Source organism: Chryseomicrobium imtechense (assembly GCF_041475995.1).
Lineage (GTDB): Bacteria > Bacillota > Bacilli > Bacillales_A > Planococcaceae > Chryseomicrobium > Chryseomicrobium aureum.
Window position 1 is genome coordinate 114954 of the sequence record NZ_JBGOBM010000005.1, and the last position, 16166, is coordinate 131119.

Annotated in this window: 21 protein-coding genes and 1 riboswitch; of the genes, 10 read left to right on the forward strand and 11 right to left on the reverse strand. The window is 43.6% G+C overall.

Features of this window, described 5'->3' with window-relative positions:
* Nucleotides 1-105 precede the first annotated feature (105 nt).
* The 6 genes from rbsB to AB5N96_RS06765 are packed head-to-tail and all read right to left on the reverse strand — an operon-like array spanning nucleotide 106 to nucleotide 5728.
* On the reverse strand, nucleotides 106-1029 hold the full coding sequence (gene rbsB, locus AB5N96_RS06740; protein ID WP_499705017.1) for a ribose ABC transporter substrate-binding protein RbsB: 924 nt from the start codon (nucleotides 1027-1029) through the stop codon (nucleotides 106-108).
* A gap of 14 nt (nucleotides 1030-1043) precedes the next feature.
* Nucleotides 1044-1991, reverse strand: a complete 948-nt coding sequence (locus AB5N96_RS06745; protein ID WP_338032430.1) for an ABC transporter permease subunit — start codon at nucleotides 1989-1991, stop codon at nucleotides 1044-1046.
* Nucleotides 1984-3474: a sugar ABC transporter ATP-binding protein gene (locus AB5N96_RS06750; protein ID WP_204589638.1), complete on the reverse strand. Its 1491-nt coding sequence runs from the start codon at nucleotides 3472-3474 to the stop codon at nucleotides 1984-1986. Before AB5N96_RS06750 ends, AB5N96_RS06745 begins: the two co-directional genes overlap by 8 nt.
* Before the next feature lie 15 nt (nucleotides 3475-3489).
* Complete coding sequence (gene rbsD, locus AB5N96_RS06755) at nucleotides 3490-3876, reverse strand: D-ribose pyranase (protein ID WP_204589639.1); 387 nt, start codon at nucleotides 3874-3876, stop codon at nucleotides 3490-3492.
* Nucleotides 3873-4745 (reverse strand): ribokinase, encoded by an 873-nt coding sequence (gene rbsK / locus AB5N96_RS06760; RefSeq protein WP_499705018.1) that lies wholly within the window; start codon nucleotides 4743-4745, stop codon nucleotides 3873-3875. Before rbsK ends, rbsD begins: the two co-directional genes overlap by 4 nt.
* Nucleotides 4742-5728 carry a LacI family DNA-binding transcriptional regulator gene (locus AB5N96_RS06765; protein ID WP_204589641.1) on the reverse strand — a complete coding sequence of 329 codons (987 nt, stop codon included), beginning with the start codon at nucleotides 5726-5728 and terminating at the stop codon, nucleotides 4742-4744. Before AB5N96_RS06765 ends, rbsK begins: the two co-directional genes overlap by 4 nt.
* A gap of 161 nt (nucleotides 5729-5889) precedes the next feature.
* Here AB5N96_RS06765 and AB5N96_RS06770 point away from each other — a divergent pair, with 161 nt between their 5' ends.
* Nucleotides 5890-6426 (forward strand): histidine phosphatase family protein, encoded by a 537-nt coding sequence (locus AB5N96_RS06770; RefSeq protein WP_204589642.1) that lies wholly within the window; start codon nucleotides 5890-5892, stop codon nucleotides 6424-6426.
* 27 nt (nucleotides 6427-6453) lie between these two features.
* On the opposite strand, the gene AB5N96_RS06775 is transcribed toward AB5N96_RS06770, so the two are convergent.
* The 4 genes from AB5N96_RS06775 to AB5N96_RS06790 form a co-directional block, all read right to left on the reverse strand.
* The gene (locus AB5N96_RS06775) at nucleotides 6454-7131 is read right to left on the reverse strand and encodes a MerR family transcriptional regulator (protein ID WP_499705019.1); all 678 of its coding nucleotides are present in this window, start codon (nucleotides 7129-7131) and stop codon (nucleotides 6454-6456) included.
* A 214-nt stretch (nucleotides 7132-7345) separates the two neighbouring features.
* Complete coding sequence (locus tag AB5N96_RS06780; protein ID WP_499705020.1) at nucleotides 7346-8152, reverse strand: carbon-nitrogen hydrolase family protein; 807 nt, start codon at nucleotides 8150-8152, stop codon at nucleotides 7346-7348.
* Between the two features lie 79 nt (nucleotides 8153-8231).
* Nucleotides 8232-8465, reverse strand: coding sequence for a hypothetical protein (locus AB5N96_RS06785; RefSeq protein ID WP_204589645.1), 234 nt, complete (start codon nucleotides 8463-8465; stop codon nucleotides 8232-8234).
* Nucleotides 8466-8516: 51 nt separating this feature from the next.
* The gene (locus tag AB5N96_RS06790) at nucleotides 8517-8678 is read right to left on the reverse strand and encodes a hypothetical protein (RefSeq protein ID WP_499705021.1); all 162 of its coding nucleotides are present in this window, start codon (nucleotides 8676-8678) and stop codon (nucleotides 8517-8519) included.
* Nucleotides 8679-8806: 128 nt separating this feature from the next.
* Here AB5N96_RS06790 and AB5N96_RS06795 point away from each other — a divergent pair, with 128 nt between their 5' ends.
* The 3 genes from AB5N96_RS06795 (at nucleotide 8807) to AB5N96_RS06805 (ending at nucleotide 11385) form a co-directional block, all read left to right on the forward strand.
* A complete protein-coding gene (locus AB5N96_RS06795; protein WP_499705022.1) occupies nucleotides 8807-9478 on the forward strand; it encodes a serine/threonine protein kinase in 672 nt (223 codons plus the stop codon).
* A 119-nt stretch (nucleotides 9479-9597) separates the two neighbouring features.
* Nucleotides 9598-9776, forward strand: a riboswitch (cobalamin riboswitch).
* 134 nt (nucleotides 9777-9910) lie between these two features.
* On the forward strand, nucleotides 9911-10441 hold the full coding sequence (locus AB5N96_RS06800) for a cobalamin adenosyltransferase family protein (protein ID WP_499705023.1): 531 nt from the start codon (nucleotides 9911-9913) through the stop codon (nucleotides 10439-10441).
* An 8-nt stretch (nucleotides 10442-10449) separates the two neighbouring features.
* Nucleotides 10450-11385 carry an ABC transporter substrate-binding protein gene (locus AB5N96_RS06805; RefSeq protein ID WP_392454510.1) on the forward strand — a complete coding sequence of 312 codons (936 nt, stop codon included), beginning with the start codon at nucleotides 10450-10452 and terminating at the stop codon, nucleotides 11383-11385.
* Here the strand turns inward: AB5N96_RS06805 and AB5N96_RS06810 are convergent.
* On the reverse strand, nucleotides 11303-12754 hold the full coding sequence (locus AB5N96_RS06810) for a bifunctional metallophosphatase/5'-nucleotidase (RefSeq protein ID WP_499705024.1): 1452 nt from the start codon (nucleotides 12752-12754) through the stop codon (nucleotides 11303-11305). The two genes, AB5N96_RS06805 and AB5N96_RS06810, sit on opposite strands and share 83 nt — an antisense overlap.
* A 49-nt stretch (nucleotides 12755-12803) precedes the next feature.
* On the opposite strand from AB5N96_RS06810, the gene AB5N96_RS06815 reads away from it, so the two are divergent.
* The 6 genes from AB5N96_RS06815 to AB5N96_RS06840 are packed head-to-tail and all read left to right on the forward strand — an operon-like array spanning nucleotide 12804 to nucleotide 16145.
* Nucleotides 12804-13382 (forward strand): bifunctional adenosylcobinamide kinase/adenosylcobinamide-phosphate guanylyltransferase, encoded by a 579-nt coding sequence (locus tag AB5N96_RS06815; protein WP_499705025.1) that lies wholly within the window; start codon nucleotides 12804-12806, stop codon nucleotides 13380-13382.
* Entirely contained in the window at nucleotides 13336-14082 is a 747-nt protein-coding gene (cobS, locus tag AB5N96_RS06820) for an adenosylcobinamide-GDP ribazoletransferase (RefSeq protein WP_499705026.1), read from the forward strand. Before AB5N96_RS06815 ends, cobS begins: the two co-directional genes overlap by 47 nt.
* Complete coding sequence (locus tag AB5N96_RS06825; RefSeq protein ID WP_499705027.1) at nucleotides 14055-14663, forward strand: histidine phosphatase family protein; 609 nt, start codon at nucleotides 14055-14057, stop codon at nucleotides 14661-14663. Before cobS ends, AB5N96_RS06825 begins: the two co-directional genes overlap by 28 nt.
* Nucleotides 14588-14992 carry a bifunctional adenosylcobinamide kinase/adenosylcobinamide-phosphate guanylyltransferase gene (locus tag AB5N96_RS06830; RefSeq protein WP_499705028.1) on the forward strand — a complete coding sequence of 135 codons (405 nt, stop codon included), beginning with the start codon at nucleotides 14588-14590 and terminating at the stop codon, nucleotides 14990-14992. The genes AB5N96_RS06825 and AB5N96_RS06830 overlap by 76 nt, the downstream gene beginning before the upstream one ends.
* A complete protein-coding gene (locus AB5N96_RS06835; protein WP_499705029.1) occupies nucleotides 14989-15465 on the forward strand; it encodes an ECF transporter S component in 477 nt (158 codons plus the stop codon). The genes AB5N96_RS06830 and AB5N96_RS06835 overlap by 4 nt, the downstream gene beginning before the upstream one ends.
* Entirely contained in the window at nucleotides 15462-16145 is a 684-nt protein-coding gene (locus AB5N96_RS06840) for a hypothetical protein (protein ID WP_499705030.1), read from the forward strand. The genes AB5N96_RS06835 and AB5N96_RS06840 overlap by 4 nt, the downstream gene beginning before the upstream one ends.
* Nucleotides 16146-16166 lie beyond the last annotated feature (21 nt).

The window sequence follows — 16166 nt, forward strand, 5'->3', positions numbered from 1 at the left end:
TATCAAACATTAAATAATTCTAAAAATAAAATATTGTAAATAAATAAATAAATAGAACCCGAAGCAAGATGCCCCGGGTTCTGTACCACGCTCATTTATTTTATTTTAGTCTTGTCCAATCAATTCAAGTTCCACTGGGATATTTGCTTCTACTTCTTCCCCAGCTAACACTTTCATTGCTGTTTCGACACCAATCTCACCAATCATCGCTGGTTGTTGTGCGATTGTTCCTGCTAGACGACCATCTTCTACTGAAGCGACTGCATCATCTGTAGCGTCAAAGCCTACAACGACGATGTCTTTACCAGCTGCTTCGATTGCTTCAAGTGCTCCAAGTGCCATTTCATCGTTGTGTGCGAACACACCCGTGATGTCAGGGTTAGATTGCAAGATGTTTTCCATTACAGATAAACCTTCTGCACGGTTGAAGTTCGCTGTTTGTTTTGCAACGACATCTAGTTGGTCTGCTGCTACTGAGTTAAATCCTTCTCCACGCTCACGTGCTGCAGAAGAACCTGGTACACCTTCAAGCTCTGCTACTTGTGCGCCTTCACCAACTAGAGATACCAAGTATTCTCCAGCCATTTGGCCACCTGCTGCGTTATCAGATGCTACGTGTGCAACAACTTCTCCACCTTCAGCAGAACGATCAAGCGTGATTACTGGAATACCTGATGCGTTTGCAGATTCAACTGCCGCTGCTACTGCTGCAGAATCCACTGGGTTGATCAAAATAAAATCAACGCCTTGTTGAATCAAGTCTTCCACGTCAGAGGCTTGCTTCGAAGCATTGTCTTGTGCGTCTACCACTGTCATTTCCGCTCCAAGTTCTTCTGCTTTTGCTTCAGCGCCATCTGTTAACGTGACGAAGAATGGGTTATTCAATGTAGATACTGAGAAACCAATCGTTGGTGTTTCATTCGTTGATTCTGTGTCTCCTGATTCGTTCGACGATGTTGGTGAATCCAATGAACATGCTGCAAGGAATAAGACTGCTGCAAGACTTACTAGTACCCAAATTTTCTTCATAGTGTTCTCTCCCCTTAAATAAGTTTTTTGCGATCAATCAAGACCGCGAATAGTATGACAAGTCCTTTTACAACTTGCTGGAAAAAGGACGAAACCCCAATAAGATTTAACCCGTTGTTTAGAACACCAATGATCAGTGCTCCGATTAATGTACCGACGATCCAACCACGCCCGCCTGTTAGACTTGTGCCTCCAAGAACGACTGCTGCGATTGCATCAAGTTCAAACATTTGTCCGGCTGTTGGCTGTGCAGAGTTTAGACGTGACGTCAAAATAAGGGCTGCGAGTGCCGATAAGAAACCTGTTAAAGAATAAACATAAATTTTGATACGACCTGTTTTAATTCCTGATAGTTTTGATGCCTCTTCGTTTCCACCAACTGCATAGACGCGGCGACCGAATGTTGTTTTCTTTAAAATGAAGTAAAGTATTCCAAAGCTGATCAACATTGTGACGACTGGTACAGGAATTCCTAAGAAATAGCCTTTCCCAAGCATTTGGAATGTCAATGAATCACCCAATCCTGAAATTGGACGACCTTCTGTATACACAAGTGTCAACCCACGATAGATGGTCATCGTTGCAAGTGTTGCGATAAAGGGTGCGACATTCCCTTTTGCAATTAATACACCGTTCACTGCACCGAGTAGTGCACCTAGAATCAATCCGAGTAACATTGCTAAGATTGGGTCCGTTCCACCTGCCATCATTCCAGCAGTCACTGCGCCTGTTAGGGCTAAAATCGAACCGACCGATAAATCAATACCACCAGTCAAAATAACAAATGTCATCCCAAACGCGATAATCGCATTGATTGATACTTGGCGAAGAACGTTCAATAAGTTGCTCACTGACAAGAAGTCAGGATTTAAAATCGTGATAATGGTAACAATCAAAAACAGTCCAAGGAACGGAACCAATTTTTGAATCAACCCTTGTTTCGATGCGGTTGTACTAGACACGTGTTCCACCTCCTGTTGCGTAATTCATAATCGTTTCTTGCGTCAGGTCTTTGTTGTCGAGCTGCGCTGTGAGTTTGCCTTCATGCATGACGAGCACACGGTCCGCCATTCCAAGAACTTCCGGAAGTTCGGAGGAAATCATGACAATCGCGACTCCCTTTTCAGCAAGTTCATTCATAATCGAATAAATTTCTTTCTTCGCCCCGACATCCACACCTCGTGTTGGTTCATCCAAAATTAAAATAGAAGGATTCGTCCCTAACCATTTCGAGAGAACAACTTTTTGTTGGTTCCCCCCACTGAGTGACTTCACAGGCAGTTCCGGGCTTGATGTGCGAATACCCAACCGTTCTTTCATTCGATCAAACAGTGCACGCTCTTTTTTCGCCGACATCAATCCATTTGAAGAAAGGGTGGGAAAATTCGAAAGACTAATGTTTTGTTCCACGCTAAAATCGAGAATCAAGCCTTCACTTTTCCGGTCTTCAGTCACGTACGCGAGCCCGTGTCCAATTGCATCATGCGGTGTTCGAATTTTGACGGACTTGCCGTTGATTTTGACTTTTCCAGCCGTCGCTTTTTTGTAGCCAAACAAAGATTGGACGATTTCTGTGCGACCTGCTCCCATAAGACCAGCAAGTGCGACAATCTCTCCTTGTTTCACTTCAAAACTCACGTCTCTAAAATACGGATCTCGAGTCAGTCCACTTACTTCTAAAATTGTGTCACCTAGAGTTGCAGCACGTTCTGGAAAACGATCCCCTAGGGCACGGCCGACCATCATCTGAACAATTTCATCGAAGTTTGTCTCCGCAATTCGTTTCACGCCAACCCACTGGCCATCACGAAGAACTGTGATGCGGTCACAAATCGCAAAGATTTCTTCCATGCGGTGGGAGATATAGATGAATGCGACACCTTTGTCTTTTAGTGCGCGCACGGTTTTAAAGAGTTGTTCAATCTCACGGTCTGTAAGTGCTGCTGTCGGTTCATCCATGATGATGACTTCTGCATTTGAAGACAGCGCACGGGCGATTTCCACGATTTGCTGCTGACCAACGGACAATGTCGCTGCTTCAGCAGATGGATCAATGTTTAGACCGAGCTCAGCAAGACGTTGCTTCGCTTCTGTTTCCATCTTCTTCGTCTTCAAGATGCCTGTTTTCCCTAGTGTTTCTTCTTTTCCTAAAAACAAGTTTTCAGCAATGGATAGATAAGGCAAGATGTTAAGTTCTTGGTGAATAACTGCGATGCCTGCCTCTTCTGCTTCTTGAGGCGATTTGAAAGCAACTTCTTGGCCCTTCCACGTAATCGCTCCCTCATCTTTAGGGTGAATGCCTGTCAACACCTTCATCATCGTCGACTTCCCAGCCCCGTTTTCTCCCATCAGTGCGTGGATTTCTCCAGGCTCAAGGTCGAACTCGACATCTCGCAAAACGGTGTTACCGTTAAACGCTTTTGTGATTCCCTTCATGTGAAGCATACTGTTCACCTCCGCTTAAAAAATGACTCCGGACTGTAAAATGATATTGGCATACGGCGTTGCTTCGCCGGTGCGAATAATGACTTTGGCGTGTTTGGTTTGTTCTTTAAATGCTTCATGCGAAACGTATGTTAATTCAAATTGACTGTTTAGTACGTGAAATACATCCTCATTGAATTGAGGTAGCTCATTTGCCACTATGGCTTTTTCAGTTTGGAAGTCTTCAGTGACCGCTTTCACGATATCAAGAAACGCTGGTTTTCCAAGCGTGTAGGAAAGGTCAATACACTTCACACCATCTGGAATGGGTAGGCCACAGTCTGCGATAACGAGTTGATCCGTATGTCCCATCTGCGCTAACATTCCAGCTAGCTCACGGTTTAAAATTCCTTGCTTCTTCATCGTGTCATCCTTTCATCTACAGCGGCTCGTTTTGGCATTCCTGTTTGTGCACCAAGCGCTTCAACCGAAAGTGAGGCAGCTGCGTTTGCGAATTCGATGGATTTGGCGAGTTCCCAGTTTTGACTCAGTCCATATGCAAGTGCTCCATTAAACGTATCCCCTGCTCCGGTCGTATCAACCACTTCGACTGGGTAACCGGTTACATATACAGCATCCGACTCCCCAGGATACATTGCCCCGTCTTTCCCAAGTGTTACAATGACTTGGTTTTGGAAGGATTGGATTGCTTTTTTCCACTCTGCTCCCCAAATAGTTTCAGCTTCTGATTCATTTGGTGTAAGTAGAGCTCCGTACTGTAGTAAACCTTCATGAAAGACGTCAGTTGGTGCTGGGTTTAAAATCGCTTGGACGTTATGTTCTTTGCAGATAGCAAGACCTTTTTCCACCATTCCCACTGGAATCTCTAATTGGAAGACAACCACTTTGCTTTGAGGAATGATTCGTTCCATCTCTAGGACCATTTCTTGTTCCCATTCGTGATTCGCTCCAGGTACTACGATGATGCGGTTGTCTTGATCAGAAACTAAGATGTTTGCAATGCCTGTTGGCTTGTCGACACGTTTAATAGAAGCAGTATGAATACCTTCGTTTTGAAGATTCTCTGTTAGTTCCCTGCCAAATGCATCATTCCCCACAACACCGAGCATCGTTACGTCTGCTCCAAGCCTTGCTGCTGCCACTGCTTGATTCGCACCTTTCCCTCCTGGAATCGTTGCAAACAAATCACCGAGACGCGTTTCGCCTTGTTTTGGAAAATTATCTGTGCGGACAACGAGATCCATATTAATGCTTCCAATGACTGTAATCATGATGTCTCACTCCTTGTTGTTCCGCGGTGAACAATTTCAACCGGAACTTCGTAATACATTTTTTCGAGTGGTTCGTTTTCCACTTGTTTAATCAGTATCCGAGCAGCCATCGCGCCAAGTTTATAAATATCTTGTCTGACAGTCGAAAGCGGCGGGGACAACATTTCGCCCAGTTGAATACCATCAAATCCAATAATCTGAATATCCGAAGGAATGTGTAGCCCAAGTTCCGTACACGCTCGAATAGCTCCAAGTGCTGCTACATCACTACTTGTGACAATCCCATCCACTTCTTTATGCGGTGTTAGATAGGCTTTCACTTTCTCATAGGACTCATCAAAATGGAAGTTTGCTTGAATATGGTGATGCGCAACATCTGTCACACCGAGCATCGCTTCTTCAAATCCTTGTTTTCGTTCACTCGCAGATTGAATGTGGTCTGGCCCTTCTACAAAAAGAAGCTCTTTGCAACCGGAAGCAATCAAGCTTTTCGTGCTATCTTTTACTCCTTGGCGGTTACTAGAGATGACACATGGAATCGAAGCATCAATCGGGCGATCGAGTGCGACCATTGGTTTTTTTAATTTCATGTAGAGGTCACGGTTTTGCTGACTTGATGTCACAATGAAACCCGCAACATACTTTTTTTCTAGCGTTTCGATATAATTGCGTTCTTTTACTGGGTTTTCATCTGAGTTACATAATACGACTGTGTAGCCATAAGTAAGTGCAACGTCTTCTACTGCTCGCGCGAGTTCTGGGAAGAACGGGTTAGTAATGTCAGGTAAGATCAAACCAATCAGGTTGGATTGTTTTGTCGTCAAGCTTCGTGCAACCGCATTCATTTCATAGTTCAGTTCGCTGATCGCTTTTTGAACCGCTTGTGCCGTTTCGACGCTGACGTATCCTTTTGCATTTAAGTAGCGAGAAACCGTGGCGACAGATACCCCCGCATGTTTTGCTACGTCTCGTATAGTCGCCATTTGGTTGCCTCCTTCTAAAATCACTGTATGTGTAACCGGTTACACATAGAATAAAGCGTCCCATCTTACGTGTCAAGAGGAGAAAATTCTGGATATAATGGAAGTTGAACAAAGTAAGAGGACTACCTGAAGGAATCTCATGAAGTTTGAAAGGAGTTTTCATGACTAACTTACTTTTAATTAGACACTGCTCAGCAACAGGGCAACAATCTGATGCTCCACTGACTGTTGAAGGTTTTCAACAAGCAAAAGAACTTAGCCAGCATCTTGAAAGCTATTCGGTTTCGAAAATCATTTCTAGTCCGTACCTTAGAGCTGTTCAAACGATTGAACCGTTTGCGAAACATTTTGATATTCCTATTCACCTCGACGCTCGTCTACAAGAAAGAATTTTGAGCTCATCAGATTTACCAGATTGGATGGAAAAACTGGAAGAGACATTCAATAATTTTAACTTAAAATTTGAAGGCGGAGAGTCTAGTGCTGAAGCTTTAAATCGTATTGAACAATGCTTGAAGGAAATCAAAGTGGAAGATAATAGCTTCGTAGTAGTTGTTACTCACGGAAATCTAGCATCCCTCTTACTCACTTCACTCGATACGAACTTTGGTTTTGAAGGATGGCGTAATATGCCTAACCCTGCCATTTATAAACTAAGCCAAGGAAGTAGCTCTAAAGTACATTTAGCTACAAAATGAGACAACCACTGGGGTTGTCTCATCAATTCACTCTGCCCAACGAACAATGCTGGCACGTAAAAACTCCGCAGCTCCTGGTGCATGTTGATTATAATAGGAAGCAAACCGTTCATCTGCCACATACATTTCACCTAAGCCTTTATGGGCATCGGCTGTATACTGTGGCCATGTATAACTGAGCCAGGATTTGTGAAGTGCAACCAGTTCCTTTGCATCCTCAGATTCGACAGTGTGATTGTTAGCTGCTCGTTTTAGTGTCTCAAAAATCTTTTGCTCCACTGCTTGCATCTCTGCAAACGATTCTTCTGATAAGCCCATCACCTTCGCATTACTCGCATCCACCAGCTCATCGCCATACTTTTCTCGAATTTCTTCCCCATAGTGGTGTTCATTGTCTTCAAGTAAACTCTTTTTCAACCCTGTGAATTTTTCACCGTTCGTCATACTCGTTCCTCCTCGTTTCGCTTCGATTGTTTTATCAAGAGTTTCAAGCACTTCCGCGATTCTTTGCTGTTTTTTCAAAAGCAACTCCCTATGACCTTCAAATGCTGAAAGGTCATCAAACTCTGGAGAATTTACTAGCTCAGCAATCACTTGTAGCGGAAATTCAAGTTCTCGAAAAAACAGAATTTGCTGAAGGCGATCCACTTCGAAATTTGAATATAGACGATAGCCAGCTTCTGAAACCGTCGCTGGCTTTAACAACCCGTGAAACATACCAACATTAAAAGTTTTCTATACCATGGCCCTCCCACTTCAAGAACAAAAAGTCCAGGAAATGATGAACCACCTACTAAAAAACCAATTACGAACACTACCAATAAAAATAATTGCACAATAGAACTCCTCTGTTTGTGATGAAATAAATGTGTACTCTTATTCTACCGTGCGATTTCTATCTAGACCAGTATTCATATAATCAATAGACATCGTTTCTAATATGCGTCAGTGCTGGGATGTTTGTCCGTGCAGACTCAACGAGTTCCCATTTTAAGTCGGCAATCGTAACACCTTCTCCTTCGGAAGCCCTTGCCACCACTACTCCCCACGGATCGATAATCATACTATTACCAAAACACTCTTTCCCAGGATGATACGTCCCGTGCTGACCCGCCGCAATCACATAGCATTGATTTTCAATAGCGCGGGCACGAAGAAGTGGTTCCCAGTGAAGCATGCCCGTATAACGTGTGAAAGCTGCGGGAACAAACAAAATCTTTGCCCCCTGTTTCACATACTGCCGGTAAAGTTCCGGAAAACGAAGGTCATAACAGATACTTAGGCCAGCTTTGCCAAACGGAAGTTCCACAGTTTCAAGAGTTGATCCTGCCTCAAAAAAATCTGACTCTTTGTGTGTAGATACACCTGGAATATCAATATCGAACAAATGAATCTTTCGGTAACGCCTCGAAAGATCTCCGTCCGGAAAAACAACATAACTTGTATTATAGGACTTCGTATCAGAATAGGTTTCGGTTATACTGCCGACATGAATGAAAAGGTTCAACTCTTTTGCGAGCTGTTGAAACAACTGGGTTGTTTGCCCAGTAGGAATTTCTTCTGCTGGATGAATCTTTTCAGCATCTTGCCCTAAGAAATTGCAATTTTCGGGAAGAGATACGAGTTCTGCTCCAGCGGTTGCTGCTTCTCGAATGAATCTCTCAATTTTTTTTAAATTTTGTTGTTTATCTTGTCTCGAATTCAATTGGATGACTGCTACTTTCACCAACTCACACCTTTCCACTCTATTTCGTCACACTATGCCATCGGTCGGGGGGGCGAATCCCTCCAGGGTCGTAATTCTATTACAGCTTATCTTGGTTTCTCTGATAAGGCTCTGCTATTTCAATTGATTCTTCATACGGCGTTGAATGTCGTGTATCTTCAAGCGGAAATTTTTGATCCACATCGGGTTTGATGCCCATCGTGAACTCATCGACAGGTGAGAACGTGCTTGGTGGAACAGATTTTTTGATAAGAACTTTGTACAAAATATAACCGACCAGTCCAAATACTACGAGTGCATAGATAGCGCCCATTTGCCTTCTCCCCTTTACAGAATATGGTGCTTTAAGTTTACCATATTTGCTTTATGAAATAACCCCTGGGGTTGTCTCACATACCGGAATACTCATCACTGTCAGCTGTAAATAATGGCCCGTCCATATCACGGTTCGAAACGTCTTATTCTCAAGAGTGGCTTCTTCAATGTTTAACACAAGTGGCTCAGGACATGAGTTATAATGGTGCATCAAGTCATTCCTTTCACGTATCATTAGTGTAGTGTATGCAGATGCATAGTTTGTGTCAGGGCACTTGCAACATTTCACGGATTTCGTCGTCTAAATTTCACATCACGAAAAAGGAAGGTGCTTGTATTATGAATGAAAACTTGGAGTCTACTCTTAACGCGCTTTCCACAATTCAAATAACAGCCAACCCAAATAATGAGCCTGTTACAGTTCTTGGATTCGCTGAGGGCATGAGATGCATTGGCGTGGGAACAGACGCAGCTGTCTTTCATTCTTCTGAGACACCGGAATATGCGTTTAAAGTGTATGCGAACGAAAAGAGGGAAAAAATCGCGGTGGAAGCTGAGGTCTATAAACAACTTGGCGATTCTCCGTATTTTCCGACGTGCTACGCCGCTACTGCCTCTGTCTTAGTAGTAAGTTATGAACCAGGCATTACGTTTTTTGACTGTATTCTGCAAGGTATTTCGATTCCTAAAGAAGCAGTTGAGGATGTAGAGAAGGCACGAGAGTATGTTCGGAGCAAAGGTTTAAACCCTCGAGATATCCATCTTAAAAATGTTTTATTACAAGACGGCCGCGCAAAAATAATTGATGTATCGGAGTATGTGCTACCTGGTAATGACAATCGGTGGGAAGATTTGAAGCGTGGTTATGAAGACTATTATCATCTTTTTGAGGGGCGTGCAGTGCCGTTTTGGATCGTAGAGACGGTTCGAAAATGGTACAACAACCGTTCTGAAGGGTTTTCATATGAGGACTTTGCGAACAAAGTAGTGCGATTTTTTATAAAAAAATAAGTGTAGTAGAGCCTTCCATCTCGAACTTTGATGGAAGGTTTTTTCATTCATATAAAAAAGCATAGTGACAGTTAATTCAGCCTAGTGCTATACTTATCCTCGAGTTACTAATTCAATATTTTGTGGATGTTTTGTTCAGGTACTACAACATGTAGTTTAAAAGGGAAGTTAGTGAAAATCTAACGCTGTCCCCGCAACTGTGATGCTGACGAAAGCTCAATAACCACTGTGCACGTGCATGGGAAGGGAGCCAGAGGATGACGCAAGCCAGAAGACCTGCCGAACAAAACCGATTCAGACGTTTCTTCGGGGATTGGGAAATGGAGACTTTCTTCATTTCTTTTTTGTGAAACGTTTCCATTTCTCAGCTGTCTCTTCGGAGGCAGCTTTTTTGATTATAAGGAACGTCTACCCAAAATGGAAAGGAGATTTATGACCAAAACTACATCAAAAGCCCGCTACTCGTGCTATCCATTTATGCGTGAAAAGAGCTGCCTTGTTGATTACGAGATTCGTACAGACTCTCTGACAACTCGAATTGGGGAGGCTATTGCCGTCCTTCGGCTTGAAGAGCAACGCGAGGAAATCGCAATTTTAGAACGAGTCCAACCGCTTGCCTACCACCTGAACGGATCAGTTCGAGGTCGCATGGCTATCACCGAACAAGACCTTGCGTGGTTGGATGACATTTATGATCTGTATATCGAACGTCGTGATGACTGGAAGAACTTCTACCTTCCACAAGGTACACAGGGTGCCGCGCTGCTTCATGTTTGCAGAAGTGAAGCAAAAAAGTCCTATCGTGCATTGCATAAGGTGTCACAAGAACGTCCTGTCGATGAATTGTTATTTTCCTTTCTTGGATTACTCGCGAACGTCTTCTTCGTGCTAGCCGTCGCCGTAAACCAGAACCAAGGAATCGAAGAAATCGTCTTTCACTCAAAATCATATGGAAAAGGATGAATACTCACATGAAAAAATGGCTTTCTGCAGCAGCATTTCTCACACTTGTTTTAGCTGGCTGCCAACAACAAGCTTCAGATGCAACTGAAACACCAAACGAACAAACAGAGGAAACTACTGAATACACCGTGACAGATGACCGTGGCGAAGATATTATACTTCCAGAAGTACCTGAAACCATCGTCTCTCTTCAACCAAGTAATACAGAAATCCTTTTTGACCTAGGAGTTGGTGAAAAAGTGATTGGTGTAACGGAGTTTGATACATACCCGGAAGAAGCAGCAGACATCGAGCGCATCTCCGACTCGATGACGATTAATGCCGAGCGCATCATTGAAATGGATCCAGACGTTGTCATTGCGTATACAATTGGCGATGACTTGCAAATCGCTCCACTCGAAGAAGCAGGCATTCCAGTGGTTGTTATCGAAACCGCTTCTACTTTTGAAGATGTTTACGGAGACATCGAACAAATTGCAACTGTAGTGGGCGCTGAAGAACGTGGTGAAGAATTAATAGAAGAAATCAAAGCACAAATTGCAGGCGTGAAAGAAAAAGTAGCAACCCTCGACACACCAAAACGCGTGTACTTTGAAATTTCTCCTGCTCCAGATATCTGGTCAACTGGAGAAGGTTCATTCCAACAAGAGATTTTAAAAGCTGCTGGAATTGAAAACATCTTTGCAGATCAAACTGGCTGGTTCAATGTCTCGAGCGAAAGTATTATTGAAAAAGATCCAGAAGTTATTTTGACGACGGTCAACTATGTGGACGACCCAATTGGTGAATTGATGAGTCGCCCAGCATGGGAATCTATCACTGCTGTAAAGAACGAAGCCATCTATCAAGTAGATAGCGATATTATGAGTCGCCCTGCAACTCGGATCGGTGAGGCTGTTGAGCTTGCTGCCCAAACGGTGTATCCAGAGTTGTTTGCGCAATAAATTCAAGTAAGATTTCCGGAATCGTACGGTTCGTTGATCGAACTACCTGAGCAGTTGTATATAGAGGAAAATCATAGCCAGTTAGACGATAGCGACTGATGGCGACTTCAAAGCGCTCATCACCAAAAACATCTCGCCCTCCAATTTGGAGCTGTGTGATACGTTTGCTAACAGGACGTGTGATATCTACCGTATAATCGATTCCACCCCACACATCGTGTACATACGGAGCGGGTGCTAGTTCTCTGATTTCAGATGAAAAACAGGGCACACCCGTTTTTGGATGAACAGTAAATACAGCGGCACTTTCTTCAAGTAAAGTTTTGACCTGACTTCCCGTCAATTCGATGATCTGGAGAGGTGCTGCATGTGGTGTGTGACGCAAGACATCCCTGCGCGTAATAGAACCAAAGAACCCGCCATTTTCTAGATAGGGCATTTCAAATACGGTCAACTGAGCACCTGTCGCTAGTTGAAAGACTTCATGCATCAAGTCATGAAATGGGTGCCTATGCAGTCTGGATGAAAGCATTCCGGAAAACCGAGTATCCTGTGGCCACTCGGCAATGACTGTATCAAGCCATTCATCTGCTTCCGTCGGCTCGTTCAAGTTGTTTTCAATTGTACGAAACGCACTGGAGAACTGATTCGATGCAGTTTCTGTGTCAATCATCACTTCGGTATAGCCAATTGCGTGAGATCCCGGTTGAACAATGTGTACACCATTGACCTCAGTATTCATTCGCAGATGCTGATGACCTGTGATCAATAGATCAATTTCAGGGAAAGCGTGCGCGATTCGGAGCGCCTCATTTTCACTCTCAGCACCGTGAAATGGCCAGTCACTATCTGGATCTCGTTCAAAACCACCGTGATAGCTAACGATTAGTAGATCAGGTGACTCACTAGCTAAAATAGAAGGTATCCATTTTTTCAAAGCTTCCACCGGGTTACGAATGTCAAGGTGACTAAGCTCACTAGTCTCGTCCCACTCCCGAATAAGTGGCGTCGTTAGTCCAATAATCACGAGTTTTATCCCTTTGATATGTTTGACTACATAGGGTATAAAGCCAGATACGTTGGCACAAATCCACTCATAGGGCATATCATTTTGTGCTGTTTTGAATGTTCGATAGGAATGTGTGAATTCATGATTTCCAGGAACAGCAACAGAAATCAATTCTTTTGCTAGATCCAAAATTGGTGGCCGTTTCTTCATCATCTCGTAATAAAAAGCTTCCGGACTTCCATAGAAAAAGTCTCCATTGTCGATAATGAGATCCGGTTGTTTTTCTTCCAGTTCATGGGCAAGACGCTTAAACTGTCGCTCTTCACCATGTACATCACTAATCACTGCAATCTTGATCATTTCAACACCTCTTTGACGAGTAGTATACAAAACCACAGGAGGAATCTCTATGCTTATTTTTGTTTCAGGCGGCGCACGCAGTGGAAAAAGTCAGTTTGCAGAAAAACTGGCCACTTCCCTCATAACCACCTATCCCCCTCTTTATATCGCTTCTGGACAAGCAACCGACTCCGAGATGATGGAACGCATTCAACATCACCAGCGGCTCCGAACGTCAAGTGGGGTCGCATGGGAAACCATCGAAGTCCGCGATGCCCTCACGCCACTCGAGCGACCGTTTCCAACTGAACAGCCGATTTTGTGGGATTGCTTGACGACATGGCTCGGCAATTTTTGGTTTGAGAATGTCGACAAAACAACACTAGTTGCTTCATTGAAACAACAAATTTCGATGTGGAAAAAGACTGGGACCCCTGTCATTTTAGTGTCGAACGAGGTATTTGACGAGCCCACATCCGTATACCCGGAAACGGAGGAATACAGAAAGTGGCTCGGCGAACTTCATCAATGGATTGTAGCAGAGTCAGACTGCAGCATAGAAGTGACGTTTGGAATCCCAAAGGTCTGGAAGGAGCCTCAAGATGAAAGAACTACTCAGTGGCTTGCCACTTGCCTTACAGTTTTTTAGTAGCGTTCCTGTTAAAGCCACCTTGCCTATGACAAAACGGTCTATCACTTCAATGTTCGCCGTTTTTCCTCTCATCGGATTGCTTGAAGGAACACTTCTTTTCGGACTTTATACACTCTTATCGAATGAGCTTCATGTCGCACTTCTTGCAGCTTTGTTGGTTGCAGCGCATCTTGCCTTTACAGGTGGTCTCCATTTAGATGGTCTGACAGATACTGCAGACGCTTATTTTTCTTACAAAGACCAAGCAAAACGTCAGGAAATACTAAAAGATCCTCGTGTGGGAGCGTTTGGTGCGATGACAGTTGGTGTCTCGTTACTGATGCGGTTCGGAATTTACGTGCAGTTGATAAGCTTAGAGCTTTCCATACTTTACTGGCTAGTGATTCCGATTTTAATTCGGTGTGGAATGGTGTTGTATTTAGTTGGAACAAATCCATCTAAAGAACACGGCATGGCACATTTTTTCAGACAACATTTCTCATTCCTTCCCCTGACATTTATCCAACTCTTTATTCTGGCTACTTTGATTGTATTGATTCCAGTTAGCAGTGCACCTGTTGCGGTTCTTTTCATTGGGATTTGGTATTTCAAAGTTTGGACGAGAAAGCATTTTGGTGGAGCTTCCGGTGATATGTGTGGGGCATTTATAGAAGGAGGCGAGTTAGTCGTATGGCTCATCTTGTTGATCTTATTATAATGCGACATCTACCAACTTATGGAAATCAACAAAAACAGTATATCGGGTGGACAGATCAAGAAATTTTGGATGCAGAAGTTCCTTCACTCACTAATCAGGAGATTCAGGTCTATTCCAGCGACTTGATTCGATGCATTCAAACCTCAACACTTTATTTTCCAAGAAGCACAGTACATACAGATGCAAGCTTCCGGGAGTTGCATTTTGGTGACTGGGAACAAAAGACGTATGCAGATTTGCAGTTCGATACAGCTTATAGAAACTGGATTGATCAACCACTTGAATCCACACCACCAAAGGGTGAATCGTTTTGCGAGTTTGAAATACGCGTACATCAAGCTTTGTTTAATTTACTAGACACTTCAGATAGTCCATTGATTTTAGTAGTCCACGGTGGTGTGATTCGATTAATAAAGTCTTGGTTTACTCTAACGCCTTTCCAGCAAGCAGTTGCTGGGCACACCACAGTTTTTCACTTCACATTAGAAAAAAAGGAGAGCTGGTCATGCATATCGTATTCGGAGGTGCCTATCACGGCAAGCGAGCCTTTGTTCGCGCGTATCTTGAAAGAAACGATGTAACAGTTCAATGGATTCATGCAGATGAAATAGAATTCGATCATACAAAAGATGTACTTGTCTTTGATGGTATCCAAGCGGCGTTATTTCCTCTTACAAAAGAACAGAGATCCGAATGGCTAGATACCTTACAATCTGCTGCTTCGAACCAAACAATCATCTGGATTGTTGAAGATATTTCCCGGGGAATTGTCCCTTTACAAAAAGAAGATCGTGTATTGCGTGATGAATCAGGGCGAATCACACAATACCTTGTCGCAGAGGCCACTTCTGTGACACAAATCTGGTACGGACTACATGAAATGAAGAAAGGAGTGTCACTATGGGAATGACGAGAAAGCTTACACTAGCCGCACTTTTTGTGGCTCTTTGCGGAATCGGTGCACTTATTAAGTTACCTGGTCCATTTAGTAGCGTTGCCCTTGATTTGACCCCTGCACTTTTAAGTGTGGTATTTCTTGGTCCTTTATGGGCAGGAGCGATTGCAGGCATCGGTCACATCGTGTCAGCACTCAGTGGCGGCCTTCCACTTGGGCCGTTTCATTTCATCGTAGCACTCGAAATGGTAGGAATAGTCCTGATATTCGGATGGTTTGTCCGACGAAACCGACAATTACTCGGGTATATATGGGTTACGTTGGCTACAGGCCTTCTTGCGCCTCTTCCATTCTACTTTCTGATCAGTCCCGCTCTTTATAGCGCTTTGGCTCCTCTTCTTTTATTAGCTACAGCAATCAACTGCTTGCTTGCCTCTATTGCGTCACCTTTAGTAAAACGTGCAGGACGACAGGAGATGATTCGGTGAGAGATGCAATTTTTTTAGGCAACGAGTTGTGGATGGGTGTTGATAATTCTGCGGGAATTGGTGAAAAACCTGGAGATATGCTAAGTGCGAGTGAGAGTTTAGTCGCGGAAATGGCAGCAAGAGTGGCTTTATTAGAATTATGGTGTGTTGAGGCAGAAGCGCAGCGAATTGTCGTAATCAATTTTACGGGAAATGCTGCTTGGAATTTCTATAAACTCGGTATCGAACGATTATTCCAAAACATTGGGCTAGACTGCCCTCCTATTGCCGGATCAACAGAGTCGAACATGACCACATTACAGTCAGGAATTTCCGTACAAATTATAGGAAGCCGACAGAAAAAATGTTGGTATCAGACAAAGAAAAAACTGACACCTGTCGAGCAACCAGGCAACTGGTTTCTAATCGGAAAACCCTTGGTGGGACAAGCGGTTTTAAACACCCCAACTGAAGTTGTTGCACTAAAAGAGCTTTATTTGGCACGACTTTCGGATTCCATTTCGTATTGTCATCCGTGTGGTTCTTCTGGTGTCGATGCAGAACTGTCTCGTTTAGGAGTTCGTGCATCTAATCCTATTCCACCCGGAAGCGCAGGGCCATCAACCTGTGTACTTGTAAAGTCGCCATTATCTTTAGATGCGTTGCAACGACTATTCACTGCAAGTGTGATGGAGATTTGAGACAGATGAGACAACCCCTGG

Excerpts from the sequence above, each read along its gene's own strand:
- rbsB (WP_499705017.1), bottom strand. The coding sequence starts at position 1,029 with ATGAAGAAAATTTGGGTACTAGTAAGTCTTGCAGCAGTCTTATTCCTT.
- AB5N96_RS06750 (WP_204589638.1), bottom strand. The coding sequence starts at position 3,474 with ATGCTTCACATGAAGGGAATCACAAAAGCGTTTAACGGTAACACCGTT.
- rbsD (WP_204589639.1), bottom strand. The coding sequence starts at position 3,876 with ATGAAGAAGCAAGGAATTTTAAACCGTGAGCTAGCTGGAATGTTAGCG.
- rbsK (WP_499705018.1), bottom strand. The coding sequence starts at position 4,745 with ATGATTACAGTCATTGGAAGCATTAATATGGATCTCGTTGTCCGCACA.
- AB5N96_RS06765 (WP_204589641.1), bottom strand. The coding sequence starts at position 5,728 with ATGGCGACTATACGAGACGTAGCAAAACATGCGGGGGTATCTGTCGCC.
- AB5N96_RS06770 (WP_204589642.1), top strand. The coding sequence starts at position 5,890 with ATGACTAACTTACTTTTAATTAGACACTGCTCAGCAACAGGGCAACAA.
- AB5N96_RS06785 (WP_204589645.1), bottom strand. The coding sequence starts at position 8,465 with ATGGGCGCTATCTATGCACTCGTAGTATTTGGACTGGTCGGTTATATT.
- AB5N96_RS06790 (WP_499705021.1), bottom strand. The coding sequence starts at position 8,678 with ATGCACCATTATAACTCATGTCCTGAGCCACTTGTGTTAAACATTGAA.
- AB5N96_RS06795 (WP_499705022.1), top strand. The coding sequence starts at position 8,807 with ATGAATGAAAACTTGGAGTCTACTCTTAACGCGCTTTCCACAATTCAA.
- AB5N96_RS06800 (WP_499705023.1), top strand. The coding sequence starts at position 9,911 with ATGACCAAAACTACATCAAAAGCCCGCTACTCGTGCTATCCATTTATG.
- AB5N96_RS06805 (WP_392454510.1), top strand. The coding sequence starts at position 10,450 with ATGAAAAAATGGCTTTCTGCAGCAGCATTTCTCACACTTGTTTTAGCT.
- AB5N96_RS06810 (WP_499705024.1), bottom strand. The coding sequence starts at position 12,754 with ATGATCAAGATTGCAGTGATTAGTGATGTACATGGTGAAGAGCGACAG.
- AB5N96_RS06815 (WP_499705025.1), top strand. The coding sequence starts at position 12,804 with ATGCTTATTTTTGTTTCAGGCGGCGCACGCAGTGGAAAAAGTCAGTTT.
- cobS (WP_499705026.1), top strand. The coding sequence starts at position 13,336 with ATGAAAGAACTACTCAGTGGCTTGCCACTTGCCTTACAGTTTTTTAGT.
- AB5N96_RS06825 (WP_499705027.1), top strand. The coding sequence starts at position 14,055 with ATGGCTCATCTTGTTGATCTTATTATAATGCGACATCTACCAACTTAT.
- AB5N96_RS06830 (WP_499705028.1), top strand. The coding sequence starts at position 14,588 with ATGCATATCGTATTCGGAGGTGCCTATCACGGCAAGCGAGCCTTTGTT.
- AB5N96_RS06835 (WP_499705029.1), top strand. The coding sequence starts at position 14,989 with ATGACGAGAAAGCTTACACTAGCCGCACTTTTTGTGGCTCTTTGCGGA.